Here is a 17,649-nt window from a genome sequence, read left to right as displayed (position 1 = left end):
TCCCTGACCCCCCTCTCCCTGACCCCCCTCCATCTTGCGACCCATGAGCACAGAGCGCTCTTCTGCCCATTCCCGAACGCCTCACCTTCGCGCCGTCCCCTCTCCGCGCAGGCTCCTCGCCGCCGCCGTCGCCGCCGTGGGGCTCGTCGCGCTGCCGGCCCACGCGGTGGGCACGCGCAGCTTCGAGCTCCGATCGCTCGAGGACCTGAAGGGCGGGGATCTCACCGGCGTCAGCGTGGACTCGAACGGCGCCGTGCGCGCCGGGCTGACGCTCGGCGCGACGCCGCTGCCGGACGCGACGTCCATCTGGAGCTCCGTGGTGCTGCCGGACGGGACGGTGCTGCTCGGCACGGGCAACGAGGGGAAGATCTACAGCGTCTCGGGCGGCCGGGTCGCGCTCGTGGCCACGACCGGGCAGATGGCGGTCAGCGCGCTCGCGCTCGCGGAAGGTGGCGACGTCATCGCGGGGACCTTCCCCGAGGGCAAGCTCTTCCGCCTGCCGCGCGGCGCGGGCAACGGCGGTCCGGCGAAGGTCTTCGCCGAGCTCCCCGACACCGAGGACGTGTGGGGCCTCGCGTACGATCCCAGGGCGAAGGCGCTCTACGCGGCGACCGGCTCGGGGGGGAAGCTGTTCCGCGTCGACGCCGCGGGCAAGGCTCAGGTGTACTTCGACAGCGACGAGCCGCACCTCATGTGCGTCGCCGTCGGGGACGACGGCGCCGTCTACGCCGGCTCGAACGGCAAGGCGCTCCTCTACAAGCTCACGGCGCCCGGGCGCGCGACCGTGCTCTACGACTTCGACGCCGACGACGTGAAGGCCATCGCGATCGCGCCGGGCGCGAAGGGCGGCGCGATCTACGCGATCGCCAACAAGTACGCCGAGGCGTTCGCCCCCCCGAAGCGCAACCGGAGCGGGCCGCCGTCGCCGCAGCCGGCGCGCGCGCCGAAGCCCGGCAAGGGCGTGCTCATGCGCTTCGATCGGAGCGGCGTCGCCGAGAAGATGATGAGCGACGACGACACCCACTACGTCTCGCTCGGCCTCGGCGACGACCTGACGCCGTACGTCGGGACCGGCGCGGAAGGCCAGCTCTACGCCGTGAGCGACAACCACGTCGCGCGGCTCGTCGCCGACACCGACGAGCGCCAGGTCGGCGCCTTCCTGATGGCCGGGCGGCGCAGGTTCGTCGCGACCACCGACCCGGCGGTCTTCCACGAGGTGAAGGGCGTCGGCGGCGCCGACGCGGTGTGGACGAGCAAGGTGCTCGACGCCGGGCTGCGGGCCACGTTCGGGCGCCTTTCGTGGCGCTCCGACGGCGCGCTGGAGCTCGAGACCCGGAGCGGAAACACCGACGCGCCGGACGGCACCTGGAGCCCGTGGTCCACAGCGCTCGCCGCGCCGGGCGACGTGAAGAGCCCTCCGGCGCGCTTCGCGCAGATCCGCGCGCGCTGGCGCCGCGATCCGGGCGCGGTGCTCCGCGAGGTGAAGCTCTCGTTCGTCACCGACAACGCGCGCGCCGTGGTCACGTCGATCGAGGCCGCGCCGAAGGGGCAGACGAAGCCCTCTCGCTCGAGCCTCCCGCCGTCGGGCGGGGAGGCGCCGAAGCCCGTGAGCGCGCTCCAGCTGACATGGAAGGTCGACAATCCAGATCAGGACGACCTCCGCTACCGCCTCTCCTACCGGATGGAGGGGCAGTCGACCTGGCGCAGCCTGCTGAAGCCGGGCGAGAAGGTGACGCGCGCCGAGCACGTATGGGACACGACCGCGCTTCCCGAAGGCGAGTACCGCATCCTCGTCGAGGCGAGCGACGAGCTGGCGAACCCGCCCGAGCGCACGCTGCGCCACAGCCTCGAGTCGGGCACCGTCCTTGTCGACAGCACGCCGCCGGTGTTCCGGGCGCTCGCGCTGCAGGGGCGCCGGCTCACGGGCGAGGTCGGGGACGGCCTTGGTCCGGTCGCGCGCGTCGAGGTCTCGATCGCGGGCCTGGAGGAGTGGCGGCCCATCTTCCCGAGCGACGGCGTCTTCGACGAGGCTGTCGAGCCGTTTGAGGCGGATCTCGGCGCGATCGTGCCGCCGGGCGCGCACCTGCTCGCGGTGCGCGCCTATGACAGCGCGGGCAACGTGGTCACCCGCGACATCGAGGCGCGGTAGGCGCCATCACACACCATCGCGCGAGGCCCGGCGCTCGGTGCGACACGGGCGTCATGCTTGCGCCAGGGATGCCCGCAGGCGAGGTGCCCCCGTGTTCGCGGCGCACAGGACGGCGTCCTCACCCAGGTTGCGCTCGGCGCCCTGGCGACGACACACAGAATCGGCACATTCTGTGAATGCAGGAGGCGACATGATACGCTCATTCCGCTTGTGCTTTTCTGGTAGTCCTGGAATGAGCTCACACCACGCCGGTCTGCTTTCCAGTCTCGTGGCGGCCTGGGTTTTCGCGCTCTCGGCGTGCTCGATGGACGACGCCTCGGCGGGTGGGTACGACGACGACGGCGGCGGCGGGATGTTCGGGAGTGGGGGGAGCGAGAGCGAGTCGGCCCAATCGGGTGGCAGCCCTCCGCCCGCGAGCGCCAGCGGCGGCGGCGGCGTGAGCGAGGATGTCAACATCCCGGCCGCTCCGGAGGCGCAGGATCCCTACACCCGCTTCGCTTACCTGTGCGGCGATGGCTGCACCCCAGGCGGCGAGCCGACCGAGTGCTCTTCGGACGGCGGCGCGGGCACAGGGACGGGGCTCCCTGCCGCGCAGACGCTGCACTGCCAGCTCGTGCTCGACGACAGCGACGCGATCCCGAGCTGCCAGCCGGCGGGCCGCTTCGAGGCAGGCGGCCCTTGTCACAGCGCCGCCGATTGCGCGGCTGGCCTGGGGTGCGTGGCAGCCGACGGGGAGGGCGGCGTGTGCCGGCAGTACTGCTGTGGTCACGTCGAGAGCTGCGCGGCGGGGACGTACTGCGACGAGCGACCGATGGCCGAGTCGGTCGCCGGGGCGAGCTCGAGCGCTCCGGTCCCGATACCCGTCTGTGTTCCCGCGATGAACTGCGAGCTCTTGAACGACAGCGTGTGCCCGACGGGCCTCACCTGCACGATCGTCCGCGAGGATGGGACGACGAGCTGCGTCGTGCCCGGCGAGGGGCGGGCCGACGAGCATTGCCCGTGCGCGCCCGGCTTCGTGTGCTCGATGCTGACGAACCAGTGCAAGCAGCTCTGCCGGATCGACAGCAGGGCGCCGGAATGCGGCGCAGGCGCCAAGTGCCAGGGCGGCAGCGCGATCTACCCCGCCGGGTTCGGCGTGTGCGTGAGCACGTCGTAGCCGCCGTCCGCCGCGTCGCTCCGTTAAGAAATGTTGTCGAGCCTGGCTCCGGCGCGGATGGGAGCGGCAGGCGCGCGCCGCCGTGGTCATGCTGGACGCGTGCAGCGGCCTCTCCTCTCCTTCGTCGTCTTCATCGCTGTCTTCAGCGCCATCGTGGCAGGCGTCCACTACTACCTCTGGCAGCGCCTGATCCGCGCGCCCGAGCTCGGCCCGCTCTGGCACCGCGTCGGCAGCGTGGCCCTGGTGGTGCTCGCGTCGCTGGTGCCCCTCGGCCTCTTGCTCACCCGCGCGCTGCCCCGGCACATCGCCGGCGTCGTCGCCGGCGTCGTCTACACGTGGGTCGGGCTCGCCGTCCTGCTCTTCTTCCTCCTGCTCACCTCCGAGTTCGTCCGCCTCGGCGCCCACGGCGTCACCGCGCTGCTGAACCAGCCGCTCGACGGCGAGCGCCGCACCTTCCTCTCGCGCGCCCTCGCGGGCGCGGCCGGAGCGCTCGCCATGGGCTTCGGCGTCGCCGGCGCCGCGAGCGCCCTCGGCGAGGTCGCCGTCCGCCCGGTGCGCGTCCGCCTCCGCCGCCTCCCCGCGGCCATGTCGGGCTTTCGCGTGGTTCAGCTGACCGACCTCCACATCGGTCCGACGATCGGCCGGGCCTGGCTCGAGCGCGTCGTCGCGAGCGTGAACGCGCTCGAGCCGGATCTCATCGCGATCACGGGCGATCTCGTCGACGGCTCCGTGGAAGAGCTCCGCGAGCACACCGCGCCGCTCGCCGATCTGCGCGCCAAGCACGGGGTCTTCTTCGTGACGGGCAACCATGAGTACTACTCCGGCGCCGAGGCGTGGATCGCGGAGCTCCGCCGGCTCGGCGTGACGGTGCTGCGCAACGAGCGTGTCGCGATCGGCGACGGTGAGCACGGCTTCGACCTCGCCGGCGTGGACGACTGGAGCTCCCGCGGCATGGGCCGCGGCCATGGCCCCGACCTCGCGCGCGCGCTCGCGGGGCGGGACCCTTCTCGGGAGCTCGTGCTGCTCGCGCACCAGCCCAAGCAGATCCTGGAGGCCGCGGAGCGGGGCGTGGGCCTGCAGCTCAGCGGCCACACCCACGGTGGTCAGATCTTCCCGTGGAACTTCTTCGTGCGGCTCGACCAGCCCTACGTGGCCGGGCTGTCCTCGCACGGCGACAGCCAGATCTACGTGAGCCGCGGCACGGGCTACTGGGGGCCGCCGATGCGCGTCGGCGCGCCGTCCGAGATCTCGCTGATCGAGCTCGAAGGCGCCGCCGCGGCGGAGGCCGTGGCGTGACCCGACCTGGCGCTCACGGGAGCGGGTTCGCCGGGTCCCTCTTGCAGTTGATGACCGGCGCCGGGTAGCTGCTCGGATCGGCGATTCGCTCCATGGCGAAGTTGGAGCCCTTGAGGTTCAGGGGTATCGGCCTCGCCGCGCTGCCGGTGACGACGCCACAGATGAAGTCGGCGGGCGCGCAGAGGGAGCCGGTGAGCGTGATGGTGGCCTCGAGCTCGTTGCCGGAGATGGGGTTGGCGTCACCCGGCACGATGAGCGTGGGCAGCTGCGCGGTGAACTTCCCATCGGCGGACAGATCGAAGGGACCCACATCGAACGGCTCGCCCGTGGGCGTCCTGCGATCGGCGGCCACGAGCGGCTGGAAGGTCAGCGAGAAGCTCAGGCCGCCTTCGCTGGCCTCGGTGGTCAGGCTGGCCACGAAGAGGAAAGGGGCCCGCGGGTTGAGATAAGCCGAGAGGCTGAAGAGGAAATCGCCGTCGATGGCGCCCGCTTCCGGCAGGCAGTTGTCCCCGCCGCCTCCAGCGCCGCCATTTCCGTCGCTGCCACCACCACCGCCGCTGCTCTGGTCTTCGCGGATCGTGGTATCGCGAGCTTCGAAGTCATCGTATCTGCCTGCCGGGTCGGCGCAGCCGATGAGGAGCGCCGTGGTGGTGAGGGCAGCTGAGGCGAGCGTTGTCCGGATGGTGCGGGAGAAAAGCATTTGACACCGTGCGAAAGGTGACATTTGACTTGAGCGGGTAGAACCTTCCCCGACGTGGCAGGTGTTGCAACCCTACCATGCAGGGTCCGCCGCAGGCGCCGCATTCCTCCGCCCTCAGAATCGAGAACACCGGATATGTTCATCAACCGCCCCTGTTTCGCGATCTCCGTCGGCCTCCTCGGCGGTCTCGCCTGGACCGGATCCGCGCTCGCCGGTGGGTTCGCGACCGCGCGGTTTGGCGGCGAGCACGGCAACCCGATCACGAGCAATCCGACCGCGGTCTACTACAACCCCGCAGGCCTCGCCGAGAGCGAGGGGATTCATCTGTTCCTGGACGGAAATATCGCGTTGCGCGCTGCCTCCTACACGCACTCGGCGGCGGCGACCGATGACGTGACGGTGCCGCAGGCGAACACGGGGGAGGCGAGCCTGTTCAACGTGGCTGCCGCGCCGATGCTCGGCGCGTCGGCCAGGCTCGGCGATCTGGCGCTGGGCGCCGGCGTCTATGTGCCCTTCGGCGGCGCCGCGTCCTGGGACACGAACGCGGCGTTCGAGGGCAATCGCGAGCTCGCCGGGCCGGTGGACGGCGTGCAGCGCTGGCACTCCATCGAGTCTTCGCTCCAGGCGATGTTCTTCACCCTCGCCGCCGCCTACAAGATCCCGGCGCTCCGCCTCAGCCTCGGCCTCTCCGGCAACCTGATGCGGACCCAGGTCAACACCGTGCGCGCCCGCAACGCCTCGGGCGACAACCTCCTTGCGACCGAGGGGCGCTCGCTGCTCGAGGTGAGCGGCTTCCACGCGAGCTTCGGCGTCGGCGCGCTGGTCGAGGCGGTGCCGGAGCAGCTCTGGATCGGCGCGTCGTACCAGTCGCGGCCGAACGTCACGGGGGGAGAGTCGCTCGAGGGCACGCTCACCAACCGCTTCAGCGGCGTGTCGAACGCCCCGAGCGACGTGGAGCTGCACCAGGGCCTGCCGGATATCGTGCGGCTCGGCGCCCGCTTCGTCCCGGCGGAGCGCTTCGAGGTCCGGCTCTTCGGCGACTGGACGCGGTGGAGCTCGATGGAAAACCAGTGCCTCACCCAGATCGGCGCGGCGTGCGAGATCGACAGCGACGGCTTCGCCGGAGAGGGCGCCCGCGTAGTGCAGAACATCCCCCGCCGCTGGAACGACACGTTCGGCGTTCGCGTGGGCTGGAGCCACTGGCCGCGGCCTGCGATCGAGGTCTTCGGCGGCGTCGGGTACGACTCCAACGCAGTTCCGGACGAGACCCTGGATCCATCGGGCGTCGATTTCCACGATGTCTCGTTCGCCCTCGGCGGGCGCTTCCATGTCGCGAAGCAGCTGCACCTCGCCGCGTCGTATACCCACCTGTTCTACGTCAGCCGCGACACCACGGGGGACAGCATCACCGCGGGCCTGCACCCCAACTCGAGGGCTCCCGACTCCGGCGGGCACTACGCGCAGAGCATCGGCGTGATCAACCTCAACGTCGATGTCGCCTTCTGAGCGCGGAATCTGCGTGCGGTGACCGAGCGCGAACTCACGTCGCGGCGGAGCCGCTGCGCCGCGGCGAGGCGCCTCAGGAGGTGCCTCGCCGGGTCCGGCGGAGCAGGCTGAAGATGCGAGCCCCCAGCTCGGGGGCGCGGAAGGGCTTCACCATGTAGTCGTCGGCGCCGCTGGCGAAGGCCTCGACCATGTCCTGCGAGGAGGCGTGCGCCGTCAGGAAGAGGACCGGGAGATCGCGGAGCCCGGGCTCCTGCCGCAGCGTCCGGCACAGGTCGATGCCGGTCATCTTCGGGAGGTTCCAGTCGAGGACCACGAGGTGAAACGGTGAGCCGCGGACCCGCGCCAGCGCCTCTTCCGCGCTGGCGACGGCGACGACGGCGAGCTCGACCGCCTCGAGCATCGCCGACAGGAGCTCGCGGATGTGGGGGTCGTCGTCGACAACGAGGACCCGTGAGCCTTTGCCCTTCAGCCGAGGCGGCGCAGGGGGCGGCGGCGCCCGGCCCGCCGGGCCGGCGCCCTGGACGCCGGATGACGCGGCGGGCCCGGCCCCGTCCGCGGCGCGGAGGAGCGCCGCGGCGTCGGTGTCGGGCACGGATCCGGGGCGGGGCGCCTCCGTCCGCGCGAAGTGGGCGAGGCGATGCCAGTCGCGCGGCTCGAACGTGAGCCGCGCCCCCTCCGGTGAGACCGACGCGCAGGCCGCGGCCGACGTCGCGCGGCGGTTTTCGCCCAGCTCGAAGATGGCGAGCACCCACTCGCCATCGGCCACGACCTCCCCCGCGGGCAGTCCGAGCTCGAGGTCACGCTCCTCCGGATCGCACACGATTTGCTCGAACTGCTGCAGATCCGGGAAGCGGTAGAGGACGCTCCGCACCTCTTGACGCTACACCCGCGCTAGCATCTCGCAAGGGGTCCGACTAAGCTCGCGCCGCGATGTCATTCCTGCGCTGGATGCCGCCGCTCCTCGCGTTGCCGTTGCTCGCGATCGGCGCCACGGGCTGTCCTGGGAACCCGAGCTCGAACGAGCCCAAACCGGCCGCGAGCCCGGAGGTGTCGGTCTCGCTGCCGGGCGTGGACACCTCCTCGCTGACTCCCCGCGAGCGCCGGGAGTGGGGGGCACAGGTCTCCGAGCTCCTCTCCCCTTGCCCGGACACGCCCGTGAGCATCGCGCAGTGCGTGAAGGAGCAGCGCCCGTGCAAGGCGTGCCTCCCCGCCGCGCAGCTCCTGCTCGATCTGGTCAAGGACGGCCGGTCGAAGAAGGAGCGCGACGACGCGTTCCACATGCGCTTCGACGCGAACAAGGTGAAGACGCTCGCCACCGACGGCTCGCCGGAGATGGGGCCGCCCGACGCGCCGATCACGATCGTCGAGTGGGCCGACTTCGAGTGCCCGTTCTGCAGGCTGATGTCGCCGCTGCTCGAGGGGCTCGTGAAGCGCTTCGACGGGCAGGTGCGCCTCGTCTTCAAGTTCTACCCGCTCTCGGCGCACGTCCACGGCGAGCCCGCCGCGCGCGCGGCGACCGCCGCGCTCAACCAGGGCAAGTTCTGGGAGATGCACCACCTCCTCTTCGAGAACCAGGACAAGCTGGAGCAGGCCGACCTCGAGCGCTACGCGCAGCGGCTCAAGCTCGATATGGTGAAGTTCCGCGCCGACCTCGTCTCGACCGACACCAAGGCGCGCATCGACAAGGACAAGCTGCAGGCCGACGGGGTCGGGCTCGAGGGGACGCCCCTCGTCTTCATCAACGGCCGCGAGGTCAACCTCCAGCTCCTCTCGAACCCCGGCGAGGATCTCGAGGCGTGGGTCAAGCTCGAGCTGGAGCTCCTCGGCAAGACGCCGCGGCCTGCGCCCCCGAAGCCAGGCGACGCGTCGCCCTCCGGCAGCGCGATCCCCGCGGCCAGCGCGACCCCCGCGGCCAGCGCGACCCCCGCCGCCGGGACCAGCGCGCCGGCGGGCGGAGCGGCGCGCCCCGCGACCTCGGTTGCACCCGTCCAGCCGGCCCAGCCCGCCAAGCCGAGGACGCCGTGAAGGTCGCCGACCCGTGCGGCTGCTTCCCGACGGGCCGGCACTACCCTGGGATCGCGCACCTCCTCAAGGTGCGCGCCGTCGGCGTCGCGTCGGAGATCGACGCGGGCAGCGCCTGGATCGATCAGCCCATCGCCTTCGTCGACGTCGAGACCACGGGGCGCGATCCGGCGGGCGATCGGATCATCGAGCTCGGCATCGTCATCGGCCGCTCCGGGGAGATCCTGACGCGCTACAACTGGCTCATCCACCCCGGGCGGCCCATCCCCGCGGAGAGCACCGCCATCCACGGGATCAAGGACGCGGACGTCGAAGGCAAGCCGTCGTTCGCCGAGGTCGCGGAGGAGATCCTCGGCTGCTTCAAGGGGGCGATCCCCGCGGCGTACAACGCCACCTTCGACCGCTCGTTCCTGCTCGCCGAGCTCGAGCGCGTGGGCATGCGCCCGCACGAGCCGCCGCCCGCCATGCGGCGCGAGGTCGACTGGGTCGATCCGCTCACGTTCGCCCGCGAGCTCTACAAGAACGAGGAGAGCCGCGCCCTCGGCGACATGGCCGCTCGGCTCGGGATCTCGCTCGAGAAGGCGCACCGCGCGACGGACGACGCCGAGGCGGCGCTCCAGGTCCTGTACGCGCTCGCGAAGGATCCGCGGGTACCTCGCGCCTACGGCGGCCTGATCCAGGAGCAGCGGCGGCTGGTCCGCCAGCAGGACGAAGCGCGGAAGTTCTGGCGGAAGGCTCCTGCCGCGGCGCCGCCCCCGACCTCGAAGCCCAGCTGACGCCATGGGGGACGCGCCGAAGCGACGCCTCCCGGTCGTCGGCAGCGGCGCGGCAGGCGCGGCGCCTCCTCGGGGCGGCGCGGCAGCGCCGGAGAAGCGCAAGCTCCCCGTGCTGCAGAGCAGCGGCGACGACGACGGCGAGGACCGGCCGCCGTGGCACTGGATCGCGCTCGGGACGGTGGCGATCTTCATCGCGTGGCTGCCGCTCGCGGGCCTCGTCAACACGCTGCTGCGCCGGATGATCGAGCGGGCGGGGGACGCCGGGGCACAGGGCTCGGTGCGGCTCGCGATGGTGGGGCTCAACGTGATCGCGTTCGCGCTCGCCGGGGTCGCCGGCGGCTACCTCGTGGGGCGGTTCGGCGGGCGCGCCGGGCGGCGCGAGGCCGCCGCGAGCGGCGCCGTCGTCGCGGCGCTCGCGTGGGCGCTCGCCTTCGCCGAGGGCGCGCCGGCGGGCGCGCTGGGGTGGGCGCTGCTGCTGGTCGTGGTGGTCACGATCGGCAGCGCGGCGTCGTACGCCGGCGGCCGCGCCGGTCTCCGAGCCCGCGCCGCATCCGGCCCGCCGCGCTCGCGCTGAGCGCCGCGCCCGCGCGCCGCTGCCGCGCCGATCAGATGGGATCGAGCTTGCGAATGGGCGCGCTCGCCTCGGGGAGCGCGGCGTACGCGACGGCCGTGCGAGGGTCGCGCGCGTCGGGGGCGACGTCGAGCAGCGGCCTGAGCGCGAACACACGGTCGCAGAGCCGCGGGTGAGGCACCTCGAGATCCGGCTCCGCGACGACCTCGCCCTCGATCCAGAGCAGGTCCAGATCGATCGTGCGCGGCCCCCATCGCACCGGATCGGGGCGCGTCCGCCCGAGCGAGCGCTCCACGGCGAGGGTGCGCTCGAGGATCTGGCGCGCGGGCAGCGACGTGGCGACGAGCACCGCGGCGTTCACGTAGTCGCCCTGCGGAGGGCCGCCTGCGGGCGGGGACTCGTAGCGCGACGACTCGAGGAGGACGTCGAGATCGGGATCAGCGCCGAGCGACGCGATGGCGGCGCGGAGGGTCGCCAGGCGATCGCCCAGGCTCGACCCGAGCCCGATGACGACATGCCGGCGGGATCTCATGGCGAGAACCTACCACGCGCCGCGCGCATGCGGCGGCCCGCGGCGCTCCGCGCGGAGAGCGGGCGCCGCTCCGGAGATCGGCGCGAGGAGGGCGCCGGCGCGCGCGAGGAGGGCGTCGGCGCGACGGTCGCGATCACTCCCCCGGATCGCTGGCGCGGCGTCCTGCACCGAGCCGCCGGCCTTCCGGCCGCGGGGGGAAGACGCGCCGATCCTCGGGGTTGCGGCGCGCGATGGGGGAGCGGCGCTCGACGGACGGATCGCGCTGCGCCGGCTGCGCGCTGCGCTGGAGCCCCACGAACAGCGCGCGCATCTCCTCGAACGTCTCCGGCATGGCGGCGGCCACGGTCGCCGCGTGCGTCCGGCACAGGCTCAGCGAGCGTCCCTGGATGACCACGCGCGCCATCCGCGTCCTCGCGCGAGGATCCCCGGGCGCACCGCCGTCCCGATCACCCTGCTCGCCGTCGCTGCACACGGCACACCGCTCGAATGACTCGCCCATGGGGGAGCCTTCGCAGAGGTGGGCGCTCCGGGCCAACTTTCCGGAGCGAGGTGGGTCACGCGCGCGCGGCCTGACCGCGCGCCCGCTCCTCGGCCCAGGCGATCACCCTCGCCGCCGGATCCGCGCCGGTGAAGCGCCCGAGCTCCTGGATGCCCGTCGGGCTCGTGACGTTCACCTCGGTCAGGCGCTCGCCGATGACGTCGAGGCCCACGAAGAAGAGGCCGTCGGCGCGGAGGCGAGGCGCGACCGCGCGGACGAGATCGAGCTCGCGCGGCGAGAGCTCCGTCGAGACCACGCGCCCGCCGACGTGGATGTTCGAGCGGTGATCGTCGTCGCGGGGCACCCGGAGGATGGCGCCGAGCAGCTCGCCGTCGAGCAAGAGGACGCGCTTGTCGCCGTGGACGACGGCGGGCAGGTACTCCTGGACCATCGCGAGGCGGTGCCCCTCGTTCGTCATCATGTCCGCGATGGCGCGCGCGTTCTTGTCGCGCTCGTTGATCTGCAGCACGCCGAGGCCGCCCGCGCCGTCGAGCGGCTTGATCACCGCCGTGCCGCCGAGGGCGCGCACGAACGCGTGGATCTGCTCGCGGTCCGCGGTGACCAGCGTCCTCGGCGTCCACTCGGGGAAGTTCAGCGCGTAGAGCTTCTCGTTGGCGTCGCGCAGCCCGCGGGGGTCGTTCACGATGAGCGGGCAGCGCCGCGCGCGCTCCAGGATCAGCGTCGCGTACAGGTAGCTGCGATCGAACGGCGGGTCCTTGCGGATGAAGATGGCGTCCACGTCCGCGAGCCGGAGCCGCTGCGCGCCCCCCGCGAGCGAGATGAACGGGGGCGCGTCGCCGATGAGCACCGGCGAGGCCGAGGCGTGCGCCTCGCCGCCCTCGATCGAGAGGTCGCGCGGCAAGCAGTGGTAGCTCTCGTGGCCGCGCGCCTGCGCCGCTCGGATGAAGGCGAACGACGTGTCCTTGTCGTGCGTCACGCGGCTCAGCGGATCCATGACGAAGACGAAGCGCATGCGGTCTCTCGCGGTAAGGGTTGGTCGGGGTGGGATGATCGAGGGAGGGGAGAGAACGGCGCCCGCTGGAGAGCGGGCGCCGGCGCGCTCACTGCATCGCAGCGAGGACGAGCTGCGTGCTGACGTCGTCGCCGAGATCCGAGGCGAGCGCGTAGCCGACGCCGCTGCGCTCGGCGGCGGCGACCGAGTAGCCGTTGATGTTGCCCACGTAGACGGGGCGCTCGCGCACGACGCGCGGCTGCAGGATCGGCTGCGCCTTCTGCACCGGGACCGCGCGCGAGTTGAACATGTAGACCGTCACGCGGTGGTTGCCCCGCACCACGAACTGGAGCAGCGCGGCGCGCCGATCGCGCATCGTGTGCACGCGGGCGCCCATGAAGTTCGCCGGTATCGACTGGAACTGCGGCCTGCGGACCGGGACGCCGACGAACGGATCGAAGCGCGGGAGGTCCTCCGGGTTGGTCGTCTCCGGCGGCAGCGGCTGCGCGTGCTGGGTGACGAGATCGTCGAGCAGGACCTCGACGCTCTCGGTGGACGCCGCGCGATCGACCGCCGCCCTCGCGGCGTCCGCCTTCGCGGCCTCCGCCGGCGCGTCCGGCCGCCGCGCCACGCCCACGACGAAGACGACGCCCGCCGCCGCGGCGAGCGCGATCGCGTACCCCCTGTGCACGAGGCGCGGCCTCGCCTCGGCCGACTGCGCCGCGTCGCGCGCCTGCTCGTGCGCCACCGCCGCGGCGACGCGCGCCCGCAGCGCGTCCGGGCACCCCGACGGCCGCGCCCGCTTCAGGCTCGTCCGCAGCGAGCGCAAGAGCCTCACCTGCTCGAAGCACGGAGGGCACTGGACGAGGTGGGACTCGAGATCGACGGCGTGGTCCGGATCCAGCTCGCAGTCGACGTAGGCGGACAGCGCGTGGTCGAACCGCGAACAGCTCTCGATCGATTTCGCAGCGCTCATGCGGCACCCCGCTTCCGCTTGCGGTACGCGTCCAGGTCGGCGGGCGCGTCCTTCGCCGCGTCTTCGCTGACGATGCCCATCAGGACCGCGTGCTCGCGCAGCGTCTTCTGGAGGAGCTTGCGGCCCCTGTGCAGGCGCGACATCACCGTGCCGATGGGGCAGCCCATCGCCTCGGCGATCTCCTTGTAGGAGAGCTCCTCGATGTCCGACAGCACCACGGCCAGCCGGAACTCCTCGGGCAGGGCGTCGAGGGCGCGCTGCACCTCCGCCTCCACGAGCGGCGTGAGCGCCTGGGTCTCCGGATCGCGCATCGCGCGCATCGTCGTCGCGCCGACCCACGCATCGGTGAGCGGCTCGGCGTCGGGGCCGTCGAAGATGCCTCGCTCGAGGCCCCCGCGACGGTACCGGTTGATGAACGTGTTCGTCAGGATCCGAAGCAGCCAGGCCTTGAGGTTGGTGCCCGGCTCGAACTGATCCCGGGCTCGCATCGCCTTGACGATGGTGTCCTGGACCAGATCCTCCGCCTCCGTCGAGCTCTTCGTCATCCGGCAGCTCACGCCGTAAAGCGTGTCCAGATGACCCAGCAGCTCGATCTCGAAGGCGTCGGCTCGGCCACCATCGGTGCTGGCCAACGACAGGTCCTGCGCTACGGACGCAGGTTTCTTGCTGAAGAAGAACGGCATGGGCTCGCCCGGGGGAACAGAGGAGCGCCCAGGGCTATTCCAGCCTGCTCTCGCTCCCTTGACCCTCGCGACCCTCGCCCGCGGGTTCGTCCGCGCCGGAGCCCGCCTGGTGCGGAGCCGCGCCCTCGATGGGTTCACCCGCGCGTCCCTGGAGCTTCGCCTCCAGCTCGTCAATGCGCTGCGACAGGCGCTTGACATCGGACTGGAGATCGCGAACGAGCCCGAGGCCCGGGAGGATGGCGCGGATGCGCTCGTCGACGGCCTGCTGCCACTGATCGAGCGTCTGCTTCGAGCTCTCGACGATCCCGCTCAGGCGCCCCTTCGCGTGGCTCGACCTGTCTGCGTCGAGCGGCGGGGGCGGATGGGACGAGGGCGACGCGGGCGTCGCTTGCTCCGTCCCAGGGGCGGGCGCCGTTCCTGGCGCCGCCACGCCGCCCTCGCCAGGGACCGCCCCGGGGATGAGCCGGCCGATCGGGCCCTCGCGCAGCTGCGAGAGCAGCCGCTCGCCGCGCTCCTGGATCAGATCTCTCAGCGTGCCGAGCGGGACCGAGCGCGGCTGCGATTTGAGATCTTCCGAGATGATCAGCGCCAGCGTGACCTCGGTCTTGTCCTCCTTGGTCGCGTTGTCGATGATCTGGACCTCTTCGCCAGCCCGGACCATCTCCCCTATCTGCTGCAGGGTGACGTAACGACTGTCCTTCGTGTCGTAGAGCTTCCGATTGGAGTAGCGCTTAATAACGCGACGCGGTACCTCGCCGCCTCCCAGAGTCTCCTTCGCCGTTTCCATCTCCTCTACGCCTCGAGTCGATTGGACCACCGCAAGAAACCTCGCGCAAGGGAAGATCACTCGATATCACTCAAATCATTCGACAAAAGAGACCGCGTGCAGGGGCCGGCGATCGATCTGCGTGACGTGGCCGCGAGCTATCCCACCGGGAGGCTGGCGTTGGAGGGGATCAGCCTGGATGTGCGCGCGGGCGAGCTCTGCGCCGTCCTGGGGCCGAACGGCGCGGGGAAATCGACGCTGGTCCGGGTCCTCTCGGGGGCCCTGCGGCCGACGCGGGGCGAGGCGACCCTGCTGGGGAGGCCGCTCGCCGGCATGGACCGGCGGGCGATCGCGCGGTGCGTGGCGGTCGTGCCGCAGGGGATCGCCTCGGCGCCCGGCTTCACGGTGCGCGAGGTCGTCATGATGGGCCGCGCGCCCCACCAGGGCGCGTGGATGCTCGCCGCCGGCCGGGACGAGGAGGCGGTCGCCCGCGCCCTCGACGCCTGCGATCTCGTGGGGCTCGCGGGGAGGCCGGTGGCCGAGCTCTCCGGTGGCGAGCAGAAGCGGGTGGCCATCGCCCGCGCGCTCGCGCAGGAGGCGCAGGTGCTGATCCTCGACGAGCCCGGGGCGCACCTCGACATCCGCCACTCGATCGAGGTCCACGAGGTCGTGCGCAGGGAGGTGGCCGAGCGGCGCCTCGCGTGCGTCGCGGTGCTGCACGACCTCAACGCGGCCGCCCAGTACGCCGACCGCGTGGCGCTCCTCAACGCCGGGCGGCTGGTCGCCCACGGCACCGTCGAGGAGGTGATGACCTACCGCCGGCTCAAGGACGTGTTCGAGGCAGAGCTCTACGTGGGCGTGAACGAGCTCGACGGCAGCCGGTACTTCCTCCCCGTCCGAGGCCGGTAGGTAAGCCGGTCGGTAGACAGCGCCGAGCGCTTTTCTCCGCATTCTCGACCGCGCGAGCGGCGCGGTTTATAAGCGGCACCATGCGCGGATCTCCTCCCTGGAGAGCTCTCTCTCGAGGCTTCTTGCCGTGCCTCCTGGCCCTCCTCGCGCTGCTCGGCGCGGCCGGCTGCGCCGAGAGCAGGACGGCGCCCGAGCTCCTGAGCGTCGTCGACGTCGTGCCGCGCGAGGTCGACCTCGGCGACCGCATCGAGATCCTCGGGACCAACCTGCCGACCGCCGAGGCGAAGGAGGCGGTCGTCACGTTCCGCGGCACCCTCCGCCGCCCCGGCCAGGCGCCGCTCACCGGCCAGAGCATCGAGATCGAGGGCGCGCAGGTCAGCAGCACGAAGATCTCGCTCGTCTTCTCGGAGGGCCTGCAATCCCGCTTCGCCGGCCGCGGCGACGACGCGGTGCACACGACCTTCCACGGCGACGTTGTCGTCGAGATCCCCGCGACCGCGCAGGGGGCGCTCCCCGTGAACGGCACGGTGAGGGGCGTCACGATGGACTTCCTCCCGCCGACCCCGCGCCGCGCCGTCATCGAGGCGCGCGTGAAGGAGGGAGCGCGCGCGCTCGCGTTCTTCGGCGTCGAGGTCGCGGCCGAGTCGCCGCCCGCCGGCGGGCTCGTCGTGACGGGCGTGCGCGACGGGAGCCCGGCGAGCCAGGCAGGGCTCCAGCCCGGCGACGTCATCACGCGCTTCGAGGGCGTGAAGGTCCTCTCGAAGGCCGACGTGATCCCGAGCGGCCACGATCGGCGGTCCGCGGTCGGGATCCGGCGGGGCGGCGCGACCCCGTCCGAGATGGAGCTCTCGACCGAGGGGTTCCACGCGAGCGCCCCGACCGATCTGCTCGGCGCCGGGATCCTCCTTGGCGTGGCCGCCGCGATCATCCTGCTCTTCATGGCGCCGACCGCGGGGATCATCACCTGGGTCGAGCGCCGCGTCTCGGCGCGCATGCAGTCCCGCATCGGGCCGAACCGCGCCGGGCCGCAGGGCCTCCTCGTGTGGGTCGCCGACGGGATCAAGTCGATCATGAAGGAGGACGTCATCCCGGCCGAGAGCGACAAGGCGCTCTTCCGGCTCGCGCCCTACCTCGTGTTCGTCGGCGTGTCGGCCACGTTCGTCGTCATGCCGTTCGGCCAGTACCTCATCGCGGCCGACCTCGACATCGGGATCCTCTTCGTCATCGCCGTGACGTCGCTGGTCACCATCGGCCTCATGACCGGCGGCTGGGCGTCGAACAACAAGTGGTCGCTCCTCGGCGGGATCCGCTCGGCGGCGCAGATCATCAGCTACGAGATCCCCGGCGCGGTCGCGATCGTGTGCATCGTCATGATGACGGGCTCGCTGCGGCTCCAGGACATCATCGGCGCCCAGGGCGGCGCCGGGCCATCGCTCCTCGACGTGGGCGGCTGGCCCTGGCACTGGTTCGTCTTCCGCAACCCGATCACGTTCGCGCTGTTCTTCCTGTATTTCACGACGGCGCTCGCGGAGGGCAACCGCGCGCCGTTCGACCTGCCCGAGGCGGAGAGCGAGCTCGTGGCCGGCTACTCGACCGAGTACTCCGGCATGCGGTACCTCTTCTTCTTCTTCGCCGAGTGGGCGAACGTCTTCGTGATGTGCGGCATCGCGAGCGCGCTCTTCCTCGGGGGCTGGCAGATCCCCGGCGTCTCGCCGGCCCAGCAGGAGGCGAGCTTCGGGCTCCAGCTCGTCGGCGTCTTCCTCTTCCTGCTGAAGAGCTGGGCGCTCGTCTTCGTGGTCATCTGGATCCGCTGGACGCTGCCGCGCGTCCGCATCGACCAGATGATGAACCTGTGCTGGAAGTGGTTCGTCCCGCTGTCGTTCGCGGCCTTCCTCCTGACGGCGCTCTGGATGGTGATCGGCGTCAGCAAGACGGTCCAGCTCGTCATCAGCGTCGTCACCTTCGCCGCCTGGGCGTACCTGTTCATCCACTTCATCCGCAGGGTCCAGCACAACCTGCGGGAGGCCAAGGTTGCGCTCCACCTGAATCCGTTCCTCTGAGCGCAAACCGCGGTGCCACCTCGGCCTTGCGCTGAGGTATGCTGTCGGCGTGGCGGT

17 protein-coding genes are annotated in these 17,649 nt (G+C 71.8%); 9 read left to right on the top strand and 8 right to left on the bottom strand.

Going from position 1 to position 17,649, the window contains the following annotated elements:
- Positions 1-43 precede the first annotated feature (43 nt).
- The 3 genes from WME95_RS41515 (at position 44) to WME95_RS41505 (ending at position 4,601) form a co-directional block, all read left to right on the top strand.
- Positions 44-2,149 carry a hypothetical protein gene (locus WME95_RS41515; protein WP_437904781.1) on the top strand — a complete coding sequence of 702 codons (2,106 nt, stop codon included), beginning with the start codon at positions 44-46 and terminating at the stop codon, positions 2,147-2,149.
- A 304-nt stretch (positions 2,150-2,453) separates the two neighbouring features.
- On the top strand, positions 2,454-3,305 hold the full coding sequence (locus WME95_RS41510) for a hypothetical protein (RefSeq protein ID WP_437904780.1): 852 nt from the start codon (positions 2,454-2,456) through the stop codon (positions 3,303-3,305).
- A 99-nt stretch (positions 3,306-3,404) separates the two neighbouring features.
- Positions 3,405-4,601: a metallophosphoesterase gene (locus WME95_RS41505; RefSeq protein ID WP_437904779.1), complete on the top strand. Its 1,197-nt coding sequence runs from the start codon at positions 3,405-3,407 to the stop codon at positions 4,599-4,601.
- Between the two features lie 13 nt (positions 4,602-4,614).
- On the opposite strand, the gene WME95_RS41500 is transcribed toward WME95_RS41505, so the two are convergent.
- Positions 4,615-5,301, bottom strand: a complete 687-nt coding sequence (locus tag WME95_RS41500) for a hypothetical protein (RefSeq protein WP_437904778.1) — start codon at positions 5,299-5,301, stop codon at positions 4,615-4,617.
- Between the two features lie 135 nt (positions 5,302-5,436).
- On the opposite strand from WME95_RS41500, the gene WME95_RS41495 reads away from it, so the two are divergent.
- Positions 5,437-6,807, top strand: coding sequence for an OmpP1/FadL family transporter (locus WME95_RS41495; RefSeq protein WP_437904777.1), 1,371 nt, complete (start codon positions 5,437-5,439; stop codon positions 6,805-6,807).
- Positions 6,808-6,880: 73 nt separating this feature from the next.
- Here the strand turns inward: WME95_RS41495 and WME95_RS41490 are convergent, their stop codons facing one another.
- Positions 6,881-7,678 (bottom strand): response regulator transcription factor, encoded by a 798-nt coding sequence (locus WME95_RS41490; RefSeq protein ID WP_437904776.1) that lies wholly within the window; start codon positions 7,676-7,678, stop codon positions 6,881-6,883.
- Positions 7,679-7,737: 59 nt separating this feature from the next.
- Between WME95_RS41490 and WME95_RS41485 the strand changes: the two genes are divergently transcribed.
- From WME95_RS41485 to WME95_RS41475, 3 genes are read left to right on the top strand one after another with little or no spacing between them, the layout of a single operon-like run.
- Positions 7,738-8,832: a DsbA family protein gene (locus tag WME95_RS41485; RefSeq protein WP_437904775.1), complete on the top strand. Its 1,095-nt coding sequence runs from the start codon at positions 7,738-7,740 to the stop codon at positions 8,830-8,832.
- Entirely contained in the window at positions 8,829-9,605 is a 777-nt protein-coding gene (locus WME95_RS41480; RefSeq protein ID WP_437545809.1) for a 3'-5' exonuclease, read from the top strand. Before WME95_RS41485 ends, WME95_RS41480 begins: the two co-directional genes overlap by 4 nt.
- Before the next feature lie 4 nt (positions 9,606-9,609).
- Complete coding sequence (locus WME95_RS41475) at positions 9,610-10,179, top strand: hypothetical protein (protein ID WP_437904774.1); 570 nt, start codon at positions 9,610-9,612, stop codon at positions 10,177-10,179.
- Positions 10,180-10,210: 31 nt separating this feature from the next.
- Here WME95_RS41475 and folK read toward each other — a convergent pair whose 3' ends face one another.
- The 6 genes from folK to WME95_RS41445 all read right to left on the bottom strand — a co-directional run bounded on the left by folK (position 10,211) and on the right by WME95_RS41445 (position 14,644).
- A complete protein-coding gene (gene folK / locus WME95_RS41470; RefSeq protein WP_437545805.1) occupies positions 10,211-10,708 on the bottom strand; it encodes a 2-amino-4-hydroxy-6-hydroxymethyldihydropteridine diphosphokinase in 498 nt (165 codons plus the stop codon).
- 133 nt (positions 10,709-10,841) lie between these two features.
- The gene (locus WME95_RS41465; RefSeq protein ID WP_437904773.1) at positions 10,842-11,207 is read right to left on the bottom strand and encodes a hypothetical protein; all 366 of its coding nucleotides are present in this window, start codon (positions 11,205-11,207) and stop codon (positions 10,842-10,844) included.
- A 55-nt stretch (positions 11,208-11,262) separates the two neighbouring features.
- The gene (gene gshB / locus WME95_RS41460) at positions 11,263-12,219 is read right to left on the bottom strand and encodes a glutathione synthase (RefSeq protein ID WP_437741930.1); all 957 of its coding nucleotides are present in this window, start codon (positions 12,217-12,219) and stop codon (positions 11,263-11,265) included.
- Between the two features lie 88 nt (positions 12,220-12,307).
- Positions 12,308-13,174 (bottom strand): anti-sigma factor family protein, encoded by an 867-nt coding sequence (locus WME95_RS41455; protein WP_437904772.1) that lies wholly within the window; start codon positions 13,172-13,174, stop codon positions 12,308-12,310.
- The gene (locus WME95_RS41450) at positions 13,171-13,806 is read right to left on the bottom strand and encodes a sigma-70 family RNA polymerase sigma factor (protein WP_437545797.1); all 636 of its coding nucleotides are present in this window, start codon (positions 13,804-13,806) and stop codon (positions 13,171-13,173) included. Before WME95_RS41450 ends, WME95_RS41455 begins: the two co-directional genes overlap by 4 nt.
- An 85-nt stretch (positions 13,807-13,891) precedes the next feature.
- A complete protein-coding gene (locus WME95_RS41445; protein ID WP_012240173.1) occupies positions 13,892-14,644 on the bottom strand; it encodes a polyhydroxyalkanoate synthesis regulator DNA-binding domain-containing protein in 753 nt (250 codons plus the stop codon).
- A 96-nt stretch (positions 14,645-14,740) separates the two neighbouring features.
- Between WME95_RS41445 and WME95_RS41440 the strand changes: the two genes are divergently transcribed.
- Together WME95_RS41440 and nuoH are read left to right on the top strand one after the other, a co-directional pair.
- Positions 14,741-15,532 (top strand): ABC transporter ATP-binding protein, encoded by a 792-nt coding sequence (locus WME95_RS41440; protein WP_437545795.1) that lies wholly within the window; start codon positions 14,741-14,743, stop codon positions 15,530-15,532.
- 122 nt (positions 15,533-15,654) lie between these two features.
- Positions 15,655-17,592 (top strand): NADH-quinone oxidoreductase subunit NuoH, encoded by a 1,938-nt coding sequence (nuoH, locus tag WME95_RS41435; protein WP_437904771.1) that lies wholly within the window; start codon positions 15,655-15,657, stop codon positions 17,590-17,592.
- The last annotated feature ends 57 nt before the right edge of the window (positions 17,593-17,649 follow it).

The organism is Sorangium sp. So ce327 (genome assembly GCF_051530205.1).
In the GTDB taxonomy this organism is placed as follows: Bacteria; Myxococcota_A; Polyangia; order Polyangiales; family Polyangiaceae; genus Sorangium; species Sorangium cellulosum_B.
This window is presented reverse-complemented; position numbering and strand designations above follow the sequence as displayed.